This is a genomic window from Chryseobacterium sp. Marseille-Q3244 (assembly GCF_940807095.1).
In the GTDB taxonomy this organism is placed as follows: Bacteria; Bacteroidota; Bacteroidia; order Flavobacteriales; family Weeksellaceae; genus Chryseobacterium.
The window spans coordinates 368,206-384,376 of sequence record NZ_CALNWX010000005.1 but is presented as its reverse complement, the minus strand read 5'-3'; the positions used below and the strand labels follow the sequence as shown (position 1 = coordinate 384,376).

Genomic DNA, 16,171 nt, shown 5'->3' with positions numbered 1-16,171 from the left:
ACCATCATTCACTCTGTTTTTGCTGGTAAAGATTCTCAAGGATCTGTTCAACGGCATTGAAGATCTTTTGATTGTCAAACTGATCTTCGATCGTAAGAAGGTTCTTTCTGATTCTGGAGATCAATTCCGGATCAGAAAGGAATTTTTTCATCGCTTCATACATTTCGTTAGTTTCGTAATTGATCAGATATCCTGTTTCGCGATCTTTAATCATAATTCCTACATCGCCGGTATCTGTTGCAATAATCGGCTTTTGAAGAATAAGTGCTTCGGCAATCACAAGTGGCCATGCTTCTGACTCGGAAGGAAGAATAAAGTAATCTGCATTTTTAATGTAAGGATAGGGGTTCATTTGATTGCCACATAAAATAAATGTGCTCTGAACATTATTGGTGCTGATTTGAGCTTTCAGGTTTTCCATTTCTTCTCCGTTACCAAGTATTAAGATACTGTGATGGAAACCTTCGTCTATCAGTTTTTTATGAGCATCAATAAGTTTGTGATAGCCTTTTCTGTGATGGAGCCTGCCTACAGAAACAAAGACTGGTCCTTGAGGGAAATCTTTTAATTTCTCTTCTGCCTTTTTTTTAATTTCTTCAATAGGAATGGCATTGATTACTACACTTTCTGCAGGATATTTTAAGTCCGGGTAATACAGATGCATCATTTCTTTGATTCTTTTCGAACAGTAGATCATATGGTCAAACTTTTGAAAGTTTTCTATAATCTCCGGAACTGCAGGTTGCAAAGCTGGCAAATTGATTTCAGAGTGAAACCATCCTATTTTTTTTGAATGTTTATTGCTTGAATTATTGACTGATGAGAATGTGGCATAAGAAGGAGAGATCTCTATGTCAAATTTTTTATTTCCTAAGATACGATCAGATATTCTGGGACTTTTTAATATTCGCATCAGCTTTAATCTTCTGCGGACAAGCTGAAGTTTATTGATGAATGGATTTTGAGAAAACCCCTCTTTGCCTTCAGTGAGGTAAACCTTTTTTACATGGTCGGGAATTTCATTTCGAAGTTCTCCCTGATTCATGTTGAGGCAAATGGTTAATTCAAATTTGTCACGATTCAGATTGTTGAGCATGCTCAATACTACTTTTTCCACTCCTCCCATTTCCATCGAGCGGTGTCTGAAAAGAACCTGTATTTTCTTATTTTCTGCCATTATCTGAAAAGTTTTTGTAAAGTAATAATTATATTTTTTTTAATCCTGTACCAAATTCCATGCTGATATTCCAAAAGAGCAAAAATCTCCTGATGATGGGTGTAATTTTCCGGGATCTTTTTTCCATTGATCTTGGTAAGGTTTCTTCTTTTCATAGTCGCTAGGACAACCTGTGCAAAGTAATCATAAGACTTACCTTTATTATTATTCTGAGAAATACCTCCTGAATGGGCCCTGTAAAGATAATTGGTATCATCTATAAAATACACGTCCCCTTTTTCATACATCTTTAAATACAGATCCTGGTCTTCTGCAATTCTTAATTCCGGATTCATTTTTTCTGTTTGTTCGTAAACATCCTTTCTGAATGTTACAAAATGATTGATCTGATTGGGATAATTGAAGAAATAAGGATCACCGTTTCTTACCTGCATTGCAGATTTAAATGGTGCAATGGGCTTCAGGTCTTTGTCACACCCCATAAAGCGGGAATAGGTGAGTACCACTTTCTTTTTATCTTTAAAAACCTGAATTGCCTTTTCAATAGCTGTAGGAAGGATGGCATCATCAGGATCAACAAAGCCACAAATGTCTCCGGAAGCCAGTTCTATAAGTCTGCTTTTTGTAACCCCTACACCCCTATTTTTTTCATTTTCAAAAAACTTAAACCTTTGATCTCCTGCAATGATGGCTTTTACAAGCTCTTTTTCATCTTCTGAAGAAGCATCATCCACAATAACGGCTTCCCAATCGGGATAGGTTTGTTTTAGCAGAGAATCGTAGCAATCTCTGAATAATGTAGCATTATTGTAATGAGCAATAAGAATGGAAAACTTCATGTTGGTTTATAAAGGGTATTGACAATTAATTTCTGTACTTAAAGACTCCATCCTTTTATCAGTTGTGGCTGACAAATATTTCAGGAAATAGACTGAAAGAAAATTGTTCATTGAAAAATGAAATCCTGATGGTAAACTGGCATTTTTCATCATAGAGAGAAGGTAATGTTTTTTTTCACTTGAGTTACACAAATATAATCCGTTTTTATATAAATGAAAAAAAAAACTTTATTTTTGCTTTTATTAAAGGCTGTAGAGTGGGTGAAATAACGAGAGTTCTTAAAACATTTATCGGGTATCTGAAAAGACCGGATCTTTATCCGGAATTGGGCCGGAAGATTATTAAAAATACGGTTAACAGAGGTAATGCTTTTAAGGGGAAAGAAAAGACCAATTCCTGGGCAGCTGAAAAGGCCGTATCACAGAAGGAAGCCATTTCAAAGCTTTTTGGATTAGAAATAGATACTTTTCGTAATGATTATCATGAAGTTTTAGGGAAAGCCAATCAAAGAGAAAAGGAATGTCCTGTGAAAATGGGAGGTCCCGGAGCTTTGGAACTGATTTATTATGCCTGTGAGTTTACCAATGCACAACATGTTATAGAAACGGGAGTAGCCTATGGATGGTCTTCATTAGCTTCATTATTATCTCTTGTAAAAAGAAACGGAACACTGTACAGTTCAGATATGCCTTATTTGGCTCAGGATGGAGATCAATATGTAGGATATGTGGTTCCTGAAACTCTCAAAGGGAAATGGAAATTATTCCGTTTTGCAGACAGGGAATCACTACCGAAGATTTTTGCTGAAAACACAATATTCGATGTTCTCCACTATGATTCAGATAAAAGTTATAACGGAAGAATGTGGGCTTACGATGAACTTTACCATCATTTGAAAAAAGGAGGTGTTTTCATCAGTGATGATATTGGCGATAATTCTTCCTACCAAGATTTTTGTGAAAAAAATAAGATAGATACTACCGTTGTAGAATATGAAGGAAAATACATCGGTGTTTTTATTAAATAACTTTATATCAGGGTTTTATTTGTTTTTTTTTAGAAAGAGGTTGGTGGATATTTTGAATAAGAAATATCGGTAATATTACAAGCCGGTGAACATCTGTGGATTAAAAAATGTACAAATAAATTTATGCAACAGCTGTTTAAGCAGTTCTTATGAAGATAAGTCAGATTACATTTACCAGATTTCTTGCGGCGATGGCTATTGTCATTTCCCATTTCAATAAAGATCTGTTTTTATATAAAATCGATTATATATCAAATATTTTCCTGAAAGCCAATGTAGGAGTGAGCTACTTCTTCATTCTTTCCGGTTTTATTATGATTGTGGCTTATCACAAAAAAGATAAGATCGAATATTTCGAGTATTATAAAAACCGGTTTGCAAGGATTTACCCTTTATATGTGCTGGGACTTTTATTGTATTTGGTCACCCGATATTCTGACTTCAGTATTTATAAAGGATTTTTATATCTGCTTGGGCTTCAGAGCTGGATTCCTGGTGGGGCTATGGTCCTGAATTTCCCAGGTTGGTCCATTTCTGTAGAGTTTCTGTTTTATCTGCTCTTTCCTTTGTTATACAATCATTTTTATTCTAAAGGAAATAAAAGTGTTTGGGTGATTACCATTATCATATGGATTATTACGCAGGCATTTTGCAGTCTATATTCAGAGTCATCTTATTATAAAGGACCTCATACAGAAAGCCATGAACTATTGTATTACTTTCCGCTGATGCATATCAATGAATTTCTGGTGGGAAATCTTGCAGGGCTCTATTTTGTGAGAAATTCGAGACAGAAGAACTATGATATTCCTATTGTCATTATTTTTGGATTGATTATATTATCGCTGATGTTTACTTCATTTTTCTATCACAATGGTTTGATGGCATTGTTGTTTATTCCGCTTATTATCTTAATCTCAAGGAATAATGGAGTTCTGTCGAGGCTGTTCTCATTAAAACCTTTGGAATACCTGGGAGAGGCAAGTTATGCAATATACATTACTCATATTCCTGTTCTCTACATTCTGAGAGAGCTTTTAAAGTGGGGAAAATATAAATTTTCCATTGATATCGTATTTGGGATTTACGTAATTTTTCTTATTATAATCTGTATTCTGTTTTATCAATTTATAGAAAAACCATTAAGAGATTATCTGAAAAAGTTGAAGATCAGATAAAAATTTTTATTTTTGTAACAAAGCAACACAATTATAGAAATGAGAAAAGTTCCCTTCATCCATATCTCAGACGAGAATCCAGATTTAGTTTTTTTTATAAAAAGAATAATGTAAAGGCTGAACTAAAGGTTTCAGAGAAGTATCATAACCAATAACTTCTATATACTATGTTATTCAATTCAATAGGATTTCTTATTTTTTTACCGATAGTATTTTGTCTCTATTGGTTTGTATTCAACAGAAAATTTCAGGAACAGAACAGGCTATTGTTATTGGCCAGTTTTTATTTTTATGCCTGCTGGGATTGGAGATTTCTTTTTTTACTGATGTTTTCCATTGGTCTAGATTATATATCGGGAATCAAAATTGAGAACAGTAAGACGAATCGGGAAGCTAAATTTTGGCTTACTTTGAGTATTGTGATTAATCTGGGTTTTCTGGGGTTCTTTAAATATTACAATTTCTTTGTTGATAGTTTTGCAGAACTTCTTGGCGGTTTTGGCTTTAAGGTCAATGTCTGGTTACTCAATATTATACTTCCGGTAGGAATTTCATTTTATACCTTTCATGGCCTGTCTTATGTAATTGACGTCTATAAAAAAAGGATAAAAGCTGAAAGAAGCTTTACTGACTATGCTGTTTTTGTAAGTTATTTTCCCCTTCTTGTAGCTGGTCCTATAGAAAGAGCGACCCACCTCTTGCCTCAGATACAGCGGGAGAGAGTTTTTAACTATGAACAAGCGGTGGATGGGATGCGGCAAATCCTTTGGGGATTTTTCAAAAAGATGGTCATTGCTGATAACTGCGCGCCGCTGGTGAATGAGATATTTAACAATTATCAAACGGAAAGCCCTGGTAATCTTGTAATAGGAGCTGTATTATTTGCTTTTCAGATCTATGGGGATTTCTCCGGATATTCAGATATTGCCTTGGGGGTTTCCAGGTTATTTGGAATTGAATTGTTGAAAAATTTTGCCTTTCCTTATTTCTCCAGGGATATTGCAGAATTCTGGAGAAGGTGGCATATTTCGCTTTCCTCGTGGTTCAGGGACTATCTGTATATTCCATTAGGAGGAAGCAAAGGAGGTCTTTGGATGAAGATCAGAAACACATTTATTATTTTCCTGGTTTCAGGATTCTGGCATGGTGCCAACTGGACGTTTATGATCTGGGGTGGCCTGAATGCACTGTATTTTATGCCTTTACTCATTATGAATAAAAACCGTCAGAATATGGAAGTGGCAGCTCAGGGGAAATTTTTACCATCCTTTAGGGAATGTTTCCAAATTCTGATTACCTTTCTGATTACGTGCCTGGCGTGGATCTTTTTCAGAGCAGGGTCTGTGAATCAGGCGATTCATTATATCGGTAGAATTTTTAGTCGTGAATTGTTGTCTGTTCCGCATGCATTACCATTTAAAGTATTGGGACTGATTGGATTTATGATGATGATTGAATGGATCAACAGGGAAAGGTTCCACGGATTGGAAATTAAAAGATTCAGCCCCTGGGTAAGACGTATTTTCTATCTGGTTGTTATTTATATCATTCTCCGTTATGCCAACTTCGGGAATAATGAATTTATTTATTTTCAGTTTTAGCATGAAGAAGTTTTTAATTAAAATAGTGCCTTATTGTGTTGCAGTACTTATTGTATTGGCAATCCTTGGATCTTATGCGGACGGCAATACGGATGATAATTATATGCATTTTGCAGTTAAAAAGCCTCAGAATATGATACTGGGAGATTCCCGTGGATCTCAGGGTGTAGTTCCCAGTGTTTTAAAAAGTAAACTTTCAGCAAATTTTGATAATTTTTCTTTGAATATTGTAGAGTCGCCCTATGGGCAGATTTATTTTAAAGCTTTAAAAAGAAAATTAGACCCTGAAACTAAAAATGGAATTTTTATCCTGACGGTGAGTCCTTGGAATCTATCATTGGATAAAGGGGTCAAAAAGGAAAAAGACTTTCCTGAAGAACATTCTCCATTAAATGATATGTATTTTTATGACAGGTCTCCTAATTATGAATATCTGCTGAAGCATTATACCAGAAGCTGGTTTAAGATTTATACAGAAAGGGCAGAGGCAGGGAAATCCAATACTTTTCTTCATGATGACGGCTGGCTGGAAGTAAACATCAATATGCATGCTGATTCTGTTGCCGTAAGGACGAATAGAAAGGAACAGTTTTATAAGGAGCTGGCCAATTCCGTAGAACTTTCACCGGAACGTCTCAGAGCGATTAATGAAATGATTAATTACCTAAGGACGAAGGGTAGGGTATATCTGGTCCGGCTTCCTACATCGAAAAGTCTTACCGCTATAGAGAGTAAAAAATATCCTTATTTTAACAAGCTTTTGAAGGACATAGCAAAAAAGCAGAATGTAACGTTTTTTGACTTTTCAGGAAATTATGCTGAATATGATTATACGGATGGAAACCATTTGTATAAAGAATCAAGTCGTAAAATTACTTCCCGAATAGGAGACTCCATCATGATGAGTAGAGGCAGGTAATCTCTTTTAAAGATTGTATAGAATTAGAAGAGATTATTTCTGAAATTAATGTTATAAATACCAGATCGTATACTCTTATAATCTGTTACAAGATATTTCAGGATCATTTGCCATCTTTTTGGCTTAGGAGAATTGGCAATCTGAAAACTGCGATACATTCTATTAATATGAAGCTTGATATGTTCAGGAAGAGTCGTTTCATTTTTGGCCCATGCATCTACTTCTTTCCATAAAAGAACGCGGGTAGTTGCCGGATTTACTTTTTTGGAATCTACCTGTGTAATCCTATTGTCTTCATGTACACCCCGTATAGCAACGGCTTTGTCTATAGATCCGGGATAGAGATTAAGATAGTAAGATAGTCTCAACAAGAACTCTGTGTCCTGGTGAAGCCTTAAAGTTGCTTTAAATAGAGGTTTCATTTTTTTCATTAAAGAATCCCTGCGGATCGTTAATGCATCTATACTGAAGAGTCCAAAGCTCCCCAGCATATAGGTCTGTCCAGGGAAGACATCTTTAGGATCATGTCTTTTGTAAACAGTAGTTAATCGATCTCCAAATAAAGAATAATATTGTTCTTTTGCTTTTTCTGTATAATAATGAACACCAAGTGCACCATAGACACCTTCTACTTCAGGCTGTTTAAAAAGTTCTTTTTCAGCGTCAAATCTATTGGGAAGGAAATAATCATCTGCATCCAGGAAAGCAATAAAATCTCCGGTGGACTTTTCTATTCCCAGATTTCTGGTTGGGCCAGCGCCATGATTTCTTTTGTCCGGATGCTGGTGAAGTTTTACCCTGTCGTATTTTTTGGCAAGATGTTCACATACCTCCAGTGCATTATCCGGAGATTGGTCTTCTATTAAAATGATTTCATATACTTCATCAAACTGCAAAGCAGATTCCACAGCCTGAGAAACATATTTCTCAGCATTGTAAACAGGAATAATTACTGAAATTTTCATTTTTTTGCCAACTTAATTTTTTATATCATTTGTGTGCGGAAAAGCGTTGCAAGATAATCAATTATAAAGACTTATGTCCGATTTTTTTTATAAAAAAACAGATAGGTTGTCTATTGAGTGGTTGATTCAAAAAGTCTGCCGAACAACAGAGGGTTCAGATGATTTTAACAGAGAATTTGTAACGCAATCCTTTTTTTGATTTTGTGTTTTAATGTAAGCTGTAAATGTATGGTTTTTATTTTTAAGAGATTAGTGAATGTCGGAAATTGATATTGTATAATCCGGACCTTATACTTTTATAATCGGTAAATAAATATTTTATAATCATTCCCCATTTTTTTAATAAAGGAGCTTTTGCAATCTCAAAACTGCGGTGCATCCTTTTGATATGGATCCTGACTTCTTCTGAAATATCATTTTCAGTGTGGGACCAAAGATTGACTTCTTTCCAAAGAATAGCCCTGGAGACTGCTGGATCTATGAGACGAAGATCCACCTTTGTTATCCTGTTGTTTTCATGTACTCCTCTTATCGCTATAGCTTTGTCGAGAATTCCAGGATAGAGATCAAGATAATAAGAAAGACGGAAGAGAAATTCCGTGTCTTCATGAAGTCTTAAATGAGGTTTGAATAAAGTTTTTACTTTATTCATTAAAGCCTCCCTACGTACCGTTAAAGTATCAATACTGAAGAGACCAAAGCTTCCCAGCATATGAAGTTGTCCGGGGAAAACATCTTTGGGCTCGTACTTTTTATAGACCGTGGTCAGTTTGTCTTCGAATAATTGATAATACTGCTCTTTTGCTTTGGCAGAATAGTAATGAACCCCAAGAGCTCCATACACTCCTTCTATTTTTGGATCTTTGAACAGTTCTTTTTCAGCATCGAATCTATTGGGTAGGAAATAGTCGTCTGCATCGAGAAAAGCAACAAATTCTCCGGTTGATTTTTCTATGCCCAAGTTCCTGCTTGGGCCGGCACCATGATTTTCCTTATCAGGATGCTGGTAAAGTTTTACTCTTTCATGTTTTTCGGCGAGCTGCTGACATATTTGTAATGCATTGTCCGGGGACTTATCTTCAATCAGAATGATTTCATGAACTTCATCAAACTGAAGAACAGATTCTACTGCCTGGGAAACATACTTTTCTGCATTATAAACGGGAATAACTACTGAGATCCTCATTTCTTCTCCTTTTTACAATAAATTTAGAATTGCAATTGCGTTCTATTTAGTACCTTTTGAATTCGAAATTTAAGCTTTTAATTTTATTTTAAGGTTATTAAAAAACCAATTTTTCTGTAAAATAGGATGTATACGTGATAGAAGCAGGTGCAGCTATGTTTTTAAGTGAAAAAAATATTTTTTTGAGGTGAAAATAGGATGATAATTCCTCAATATTGGGAATTATTAACACTGTTTTTTTTCTTATTTGATCGCAGAATGCTTGAAAACCTTACAATAAATTATTATGAATGCGAATATGTAAATCTATATTTTGTTCTTAATATATTCGGATTTTTAAAAATAGCTGCCAGTAATCCTATTGTTTTTGAAACCCCTTTTTTCCCAGAAAGCTCGAATGCTTTTTTCTGAAGATAAATATGCTGCGCTACATCTGTTTCAAGAGGCAAGGTATTAGACCAATCGTAAAGGGAATTCCAGAACAGGAATTGTCGCTGGTTGTATTGTAGAGAATACCTTACTATTTTGGTGATTCTGTTATCATCATGCATTCCTCTCATGGCGACAGGAATATCTATAATCCCGGATTTCAGATGACATTGATGGGCAAGTTTGATAATAAAATCTGAATCCTGGTGAAGACGGAGCGCTTCATTAAATCTTAATTTTTTAGATTCAAGTGAATGCCTTCTGACGGTAAGGGCATCTAAAGTGAAGAACGAACCAAAAGCTTTGGAAGTAAGTCCAAGTAATCCTCTGAATACTTCATGTCCTTCTGCGGGATAATTAACGGTGAGCAATTCACTATCATTGATATTGGATATGAATTCTTCTTTTCCTTTCTCAGTAAGGTATTCCGTACCAATAGCATTAAAAACGCCATCTATTTTTGGATCCTTAAAAAGTTCTTTTTCAGCATCAAACCGATTGGGAAGGAAATAATCATCGGCATCCAGAAATGCGATGAATTCCCCAGCAGCTTTTTCTATTCCGAGGTTTCTGCTGGCTCCGGCTCCATGATTTCCCAGGTCAGGGTGTTGGAAAAGTTTTACCTGATTATGTTTTTGAGCCAGTTCCTTGCATCGCTGAAGCGAATGATCCGGAGATTTATCTTCTATCAAAATGATTTCATACACTTCATCGAGTTGTAAGGCAGATTCTACAGCTTTCGATATATATTTTTCTGCGTTGTATACAGGAATAATTACAGAGATCTTCATGTTCATCTGTTGTAGTAAGTGAAACGGTATTTAGTCTTTAATATTTCAGGATTTTTAAGGGCTTCTTCTAAAATTGTATAGTATTTGATAAACCCTTTCTTTAAAGATAGATCAAATGATTTATACAGTAAATAAATTCTTTTTCCGGATTCTGATGGTAGATGATTGGAAATAGCCCATTGATTAAGGGATTGCCATAAAAGAAATTGTCTTTGATTATATTGTGGCGAATATTTTACAATTTTAGTGATTCTGTTGTTATCATGAACGCCTCTCATGGCAACAGCTTCTGTTATATTCCCTGTTTTTAAATGACAGTGGTAGGCCAGTTTGATAATAAAGTCTGAATCCTGATGTACCCGAAGATCCTTATTGAAACGTAGATGATTAGGTTCTAAAGAAGCCTTTCGTATCGTAAGTGAGTTGAGGTGAAAAGATGTACCGAAAGTTTTAGTTGTTAAACTTAAGAGTCCTTTAAATACTTCTTCTCCTTCTGCAGGATAATTAACTGTACTCAGAGATACTTCTTTAAATTTAGACTGAAATTCTTCTTTTCCTTTCTCAGTAAGATATTCTGTCCCAATAGCATTGAAAACCCCATCTACCTTTGGGTTTATGAAAAGTTCTTTTTCAGCATCAAACCGATTGGGAAGATAATAATCGTCGGCATCCAGAAATGCTATAAAATCCCGGGTAGCTTTTTCTATCCCCAGATTTCTTGCGGCTCCAGCACCATGGTTTCCTTTATCTGCATGTTGAAATAATTTTACTTTTGGAATATCAGTACTGAGCCGCTCACAGATTTTCAAAGAGTCATCTGTGGATTTATCCTCAATTAAGATGACCTCTTTTACTTCTTCAAACTGAACAGCAGACCGAACTGCTTTTTCAAGGAATTCCGCAGCATTGTATACAGGAATGATAACAGATATTTCAAGCATTACAAAACAGATTTATTATTATCAGCCCATAATGCTAGCTGTAAAAGATTCCAATGTCTTTCATCCTTGTCAAGGAAATTCTGAGCGGCTTTAAAATCAATGAAATCAAACACTTTATGATTCGGATCTTTTAGCAGGTCATTTGAAAAATTCATCAGATTTTCTTCTGCAAACCAATTTTTTACTCCAAGGCCAAACCCTTGTTTATGGCGTGATCTGATGGTTTCTGTCCAATAAGACCCCATTGCTTCACGAAGAATAATTTTATCATTGCTGTCATTAAGTTTCAGCTGATCCGGCAATTGGATGCAAAATTCAGCAAAGTCCAGATCCAGAAATGGAGTTCTCACTTCTAAAGAATTAGCCATTGCCATTCGGTCAGATTTCACCATCATATTAGCTGGAACATAATTTTCCAAATCTATCCTCATAATATCGTTCAGCGAATCCGGATTAGGAGTAAAACTATAAGTTTGCAGCTCATCTGAAGAAACTCCGAGAAGATCGCGCTCTTTTTTATTGAAGGCATTTCTTACATCATTCAGGTGGAAATCCATAATGGATGAAAACTCCATATTTTTACGGGTAAGGAATGATGTAGGCTTTATTTGCTGATATAGTTTTAACCCAAACTGAGCAATAATATTCTTATAGCTGAAATGTTTCTTTAATTTATTTTCAACGGTATAGAAATGATATCCACCGAATAACTCATCTCCTACATCACCGGATAATACAACCGTAAGATTCTTTTTGGCTGCTCGGCATATTTCGTAGTGAGGAATAAAGGAAGCGTCTGCAAAAGGTTCATCAAAAAATGGAGATATTTTTAAAAGTGAGGTAACAAGATCAGATTTCTTCTCATGAACCTCAATATGATTGGTTTTGTACTTTTCGGCAATTTCCTTGGCATATTTCAGCTCATTGTCTTTGTGATCATATCCGAAGCTGATGGTGGTCTGATGAGGTAAAAACTCATCTACTAAAGCAACAACGGATGAAGAATCTAGTCCTCCACTCAGGAAACTTCCTACTTCTACATCTGCAATCAGCTGTTTTTTTACCGCATTTTTCAACAGGTACAGAAATTCTTCCTTAGCGTCGGAAAGACTAATTACCCTGTCTTTTGCAGGTAAGCTATAATAACGGGAAACTTTAAACTGCCCATCTTTCCAGATCAGCTGGTGAGCGGGTGGAAGCGTATATATATTGCTGTAAATACTCTGATGAGAGCTTACATATCCATATTGGAGATAGTGAGAGAGTGCCTGGGAGCTTACTTTTGGCTGTATAAGTCCTGAAGCTAAAATGGCTTTGATTTCTGATGCAAAAATAAACTCATTATTGTTACCAATGGCATAATAAAAAGGTTTTTCTCCAAAACGGTCTCTTGCACAGAATAACTGTTGCTTCTGCTCGTCCCAAATAGCAAATGCAAACATTCCCGGAAGATCATGGATGAGATTTTCCTGTTTTTTCTGGTACATGGCAAGAATAACTTCAGTATCAGAACCTCCATGATAAGGGTATTCTGCATATTGTCTTTTGATGTCCTGATAGCCATATATTTCCCCATTGAGGACAATACATTCATTTTTAGTATTGGAGAACATAGGTTGCTTTCCATTGTCAGAAAGATCTATAATGGAAAGTCGGCGGTGACCCAGTGCGGCATTTTCATAAAATTCATAGTGAGAAGAATCCGGACCACGGTGAACCAATGAATCTGTCATCTTTCGAATTTCCTCCTGGTAATTCCTGGCATTCCTGCTTATAATTCCCGCTATTCCACACATAATATTTTATTTTTCATCATTAATTTTCACTTTTTGTACAGCTAATTTACGACAGATTGAGAAAAGTAGGACCTGATTGAATCAATTGACTTCGTAAGCTGGTTAATTTTTCACTGTCTCTTGCAATTTTTTGATACTTCTGAGACAATTCTTTGTACTTGCTGAAATTTCCTGTTATAAAGTTTTTAAACATACTTTGTTTCAGTGATTTCTTTTCTGATAGCAAGCCATTTGGAAAACTCGGGTTCAGGGTGTTGATCTCTACACGAACATCTTCGTATTTGGTGAAGTCTATTTTATGGAGAAGCTGTACTCCGTCATGAACCACTTTACTTCCCGGAACCAGTAAGACTTTCTTTTGATGAAAATGGACTCTGTTAACATATTCATCATCTTCTCCATAATGGAAAAAATAAGGATTAAATCCTCCTATGGTTTCTACTGTTTTCTTTGGTAACAGCCAATGAGCAGCATTGACAAAATGAATCTCATAGTAAGGTTTTAATGTTTGAAAATACAAATCCGAAATCATTCTTGTCTTTTCATAATTCTTAGCAATATACTGATCCAGGAAAATATCAAGGTATTTCTCTGAACCGTCTATATGAATAGGGCTTATAATACCAATTTCGTCTTTGTTGGGATGGCTGTTATAGACTTCCAGCATCTTTTCCATACTGTTTTCATAAAGCCATGCATCCTGATTCATCAGATAGAAGAAATCAGCCCCATTTTTATAGGCTTTTTCAATACCTATATTGTTGGCTTTTCCAAATCCAAGATTGGTTTCAGATTGAGTGAAATCTACTTCCGGGAAATGAGTTTTTATATATTCCTGAGTTCCATCTGTAGATCCGTTGTCTATGACGAAGCACTTTACAGGGACAGATGATGTTCTTAGACTGGTAAAGCACCGCTCTGCCCATTTCATGGCATTATAGGTAACAATGATAATATGAATCTCAGGCATTTTTTATTTTAATATTTTTATTGGGCTTAATGAGTTTCCCAGGTTCTAAAACAAATTGGTGATTCTAAAATACAAAAAATAGTAGATTTGCTTAAGAAACGCATCAAACTGAGGGAAAGTTAAGAATCCCTGAGTCATCAGCATCATTCTCCAGGAAAGATTAAATAAAATTAATATCACAGCAATAACTTCCTGTTTTTTGCTTAGAACCGCTCTTTGTTCTGTTATAATAAATATAGTCAAGAGTGAGAAAAATATATTCACCCATCTTCCCCAATCTACGGCCAGATAGAACAATGGAATCAAAAAAAGAATCTGAATAATCAGGAATAGGGTATTGATCTTAATTCTATTGAATTTGCAATATATATAGACTGTCAACGCACCTAATAATATGCTTATTCCGTAGGTTTGATAATCATAAGAGTGAGATTGATAATATCCCAGAACGTCATAATTGGGGTCGTAATCAAAAATTCCCATTTCCTCAAGTACCAATCCATGGGCTTTAAAGAAAGGTATTGTATTTTCTGTCCTTAAACTGATTCCAAATTTATAAAGAAAAACCATGATGATGGTGGCAGGAATAAACTGATAAAACAGGATTTTTTTGAGTTTATCAGACGAAGAACCCTCATTTTTAATGAAATAGGCTAATCCTACAAATGGCAAATAAAAGTAAGCTGCTTCATGGGTTAAAAGGGCAATAATGATAAAAACGGTGATGGTGATATCTTTAATAATAACCTTTGACCGCAGACATAAGAGGTAGAGAAGGTACAGGAAAAAAAACAACATCTCTTTTCTTGTAGCAATATTAGGATCTTTTACCATCATTCCAAAACCTACCGGAAGCAGAAGTAAAGCGATGACAAGAAGATTGTTCTTTTCATTCCAAATGAGTTTGAACAAAAGATAAAAAATGGCAGTATAAAGTACAGCTACAAATGCGAATACAATATACTCAAGCTTAATATGGGTGAGTTCATTGATCCACATAAACAGAGTTCCGAAAAGACCTCTTCGTTTGAATCCTCCATCCTGATAGTTGATGATCCAGTCTCCGAAACACCAACCTCCTTTTTTTACTATGATAAGGGTATAAGAAGTTGTAATACTTACAAAGTAGTAAAGGCTAAATATTAAACCAAGGATATAATTAATTATTTTCGTTTTCATGCTCGTTCTTTAAACAAGGGTTGTGTTTTTATTTTAAAAAAGTTTAAAATAAATAAAGTAATACAGTTTTTTTATAATGGTGTCAACGGCCGGGAAGGTAAGGAAGCCTGCTGTAAAAAGGAGCATTTTCCATAATGAATTAAACAGGATCAATACGAGTGCTGTAATATTTTTTTTAAAAGTACTAACCAATTGTGGTTCGCCAGCAATAAAGATCGTTAATAGGGTAAAGAAAATATTGATCCATCTTCCCCAATCGTAAGCCACATAAAATAATGGGATAAGGAAAATAGCCTGTACAACCAGAAACTTTTTGCTGATGCTTATTTCGTTTGATCTGCAATAAATATAATATGTTATTGTTGCAAAAAATAAACTGATGAGGTAGGTAAAATAACCATATGAATGAGCTTTATAAAAGTTCAGTACATTATAATTAGGATCATAGCCGTAAATCCCTTTAAGAACCAATGTCAGTCCATGTTCCTGTAGAAATTGGATAGAGTGTGGGGTACTTATGCTGTATCCGAATTTATACAACAGTAACATCGTAACAACTGCAGGTGCTAAGTGGTAAAGTATTATTTTTTTTATCTTTATAAAAGAGGGAGAATTGTCTTTAATAAAATAGGTAAAGCTTACAAATGGGATATAAAAGAAAGCTGCTTCATGATTCAGAATTGCGAGAATAATAAAAAAACTGACTGCAATATCTTTTACTGTCTTTTTGCTTTCAAGCTTTAGAAAATAAATCAAATACAACAGGAAAATGATGATCTCCTTTTTTGCAATAATGGTAGGGTCTTTCAAGACCATTCCCATTCCTGCAGGAAGCAGTACAATACTTATGGTGAGCAGCGTATTTTTCTTCTGCATGAACAATTGGATCAACAGCGTGAAAAAGACAGCATAGACTATAGATACAAATGCAAATACAAGGAATTCGAGCTTGATATTAGTAAGTTCGTTGAGGACAATAAACAAAGTTCCGAAAAGACCTCTTCGCTTGAACCCTCCATCCTGATAGCTAATAAGCCATTCACCAAGATACCAACCGTTTTTATGAAATACGAGCTGAATGTAACTGTTGGAAATACAGATACAGTAGTAAATGAGAAAGATCAATCCTATTATATAATTGATGATTTTCGTTTTCATAATTATTTGCTAGC

Annotated in this window: 14 protein-coding genes; 4 read left to right on the top strand and 10 right to left on the bottom strand. The window is 35.1% G+C overall.

What is annotated here, in order from left to right:
- Window positions 1-4: 4 nt before the first annotated feature.
- Window positions 5-1,177 carry a glycosyltransferase gene (locus NBX25_RS11910; protein ID WP_250253767.1) on the bottom strand — a complete coding sequence of 391 codons (1,173 nt, stop codon included), beginning with the start codon at window positions 1,175-1,177 and terminating at the stop codon, window positions 5-7.
- On the bottom strand, window positions 1,177-2,016 hold the full coding sequence (locus tag NBX25_RS11905; RefSeq protein WP_250253766.1) for a glycosyltransferase family 2 protein: 840 nt from the start codon (window positions 2,014-2,016) through the stop codon (window positions 1,177-1,179). Before NBX25_RS11905 ends, NBX25_RS11910 begins: the two co-directional genes overlap by 1 nt.
- Window positions 2,017-2,273: 257 nt before the next feature.
- On the opposite strand from NBX25_RS11905, the gene NBX25_RS11900 reads away from it, so the two are divergent.
- The 4 genes from NBX25_RS11900 to NBX25_RS11885 all read left to right on the top strand — a co-directional run bounded on the left by NBX25_RS11900 (window position 2,274) and on the right by NBX25_RS11885 (window position 6,742).
- A complete protein-coding gene (locus tag NBX25_RS11900) occupies window positions 2,274-3,044 on the top strand; it encodes a class I SAM-dependent methyltransferase (RefSeq protein ID WP_250253765.1) in 771 nt (256 codons plus the stop codon).
- Window positions 3,045-3,193: 149 nt separating this feature from the next.
- Window positions 3,194-4,222, top strand: coding sequence for an acyltransferase family protein (locus tag NBX25_RS11895; protein ID WP_250253763.1), 1,029 nt, complete (start codon window positions 3,194-3,196; stop codon window positions 4,220-4,222).
- Window positions 4,223-4,389: 167 nt separating this feature from the next.
- Window positions 4,390-5,823: an MBOAT family O-acyltransferase gene (locus NBX25_RS11890; protein WP_250253761.1), complete on the top strand. Its 1,434-nt coding sequence runs from the start codon at window positions 4,390-4,392 to the stop codon at window positions 5,821-5,823.
- Window positions 5,798-6,742, top strand: coding sequence for an SGNH/GDSL hydrolase family protein (locus NBX25_RS11885; RefSeq protein ID WP_250253760.1), 945 nt, complete (start codon window positions 5,798-5,800; stop codon window positions 6,740-6,742). The genes NBX25_RS11890 and NBX25_RS11885 overlap by 26 nt, the downstream gene beginning before the upstream one ends.
- Window positions 6,743-6,765: 23 nt before the next feature.
- On the opposite strand, the gene NBX25_RS11880 is transcribed toward NBX25_RS11885, so the two are convergent.
- The 8 genes from NBX25_RS11880 to NBX25_RS11845 all read right to left on the bottom strand — a co-directional run bounded on the left by NBX25_RS11880 (window position 6,766) and on the right by NBX25_RS11845 (window position 16,157).
- Window positions 6,766-7,707 (bottom strand): glycosyltransferase family 2 protein, encoded by a 942-nt coding sequence (locus tag NBX25_RS11880; RefSeq protein ID WP_250253758.1) that lies wholly within the window; start codon window positions 7,705-7,707, stop codon window positions 6,766-6,768.
- A 241-nt stretch (window positions 7,708-7,948) separates the two neighbouring features.
- On the bottom strand, window positions 7,949-8,893 hold the full coding sequence (locus tag NBX25_RS11875) for a glycosyltransferase family 2 protein (protein ID WP_250253757.1): 945 nt from the start codon (window positions 8,891-8,893) through the stop codon (window positions 7,949-7,951).
- 284 nt (window positions 8,894-9,177) lie between these two features.
- Entirely contained in the window at window positions 9,178-10,119 is a 942-nt protein-coding gene (locus NBX25_RS11870; RefSeq protein WP_250253755.1) for a glycosyltransferase family 2 protein, read from the bottom strand.
- Window positions 10,116-11,054, bottom strand: coding sequence for a glycosyltransferase family 2 protein (locus NBX25_RS11865; RefSeq protein ID WP_250253753.1), 939 nt, complete (start codon window positions 11,052-11,054; stop codon window positions 10,116-10,118). The genes NBX25_RS11870 and NBX25_RS11865 overlap by 4 nt, the downstream gene beginning before the upstream one ends.
- Entirely contained in the window at window positions 11,054-12,850 is a 1,797-nt protein-coding gene (asnB, locus tag NBX25_RS11860; protein WP_250253752.1) for an asparagine synthase (glutamine-hydrolyzing), read from the bottom strand. Before asnB ends, NBX25_RS11865 begins: the two co-directional genes overlap by 1 nt.
- A gap of 46 nt (window positions 12,851-12,896) precedes the next feature.
- Window positions 12,897-13,820 carry a glycosyltransferase family 2 protein gene (locus NBX25_RS11855; RefSeq protein WP_123909255.1) on the bottom strand — a complete coding sequence of 308 codons (924 nt, stop codon included), beginning with the start codon at window positions 13,818-13,820 and terminating at the stop codon, window positions 12,897-12,899.
- Between the two features lie 45 nt (window positions 13,821-13,865).
- Entirely contained in the window at window positions 13,866-14,999 is a 1,134-nt protein-coding gene (locus NBX25_RS11850) for a hypothetical protein (protein WP_250253750.1), read from the bottom strand.
- A gap of 33 nt (window positions 15,000-15,032) precedes the next feature.
- Entirely contained in the window at window positions 15,033-16,157 is a 1,125-nt protein-coding gene (locus NBX25_RS11845; RefSeq protein ID WP_250253748.1) for a hypothetical protein, read from the bottom strand.
- Window positions 16,158-16,171 lie beyond the last annotated feature (14 nt).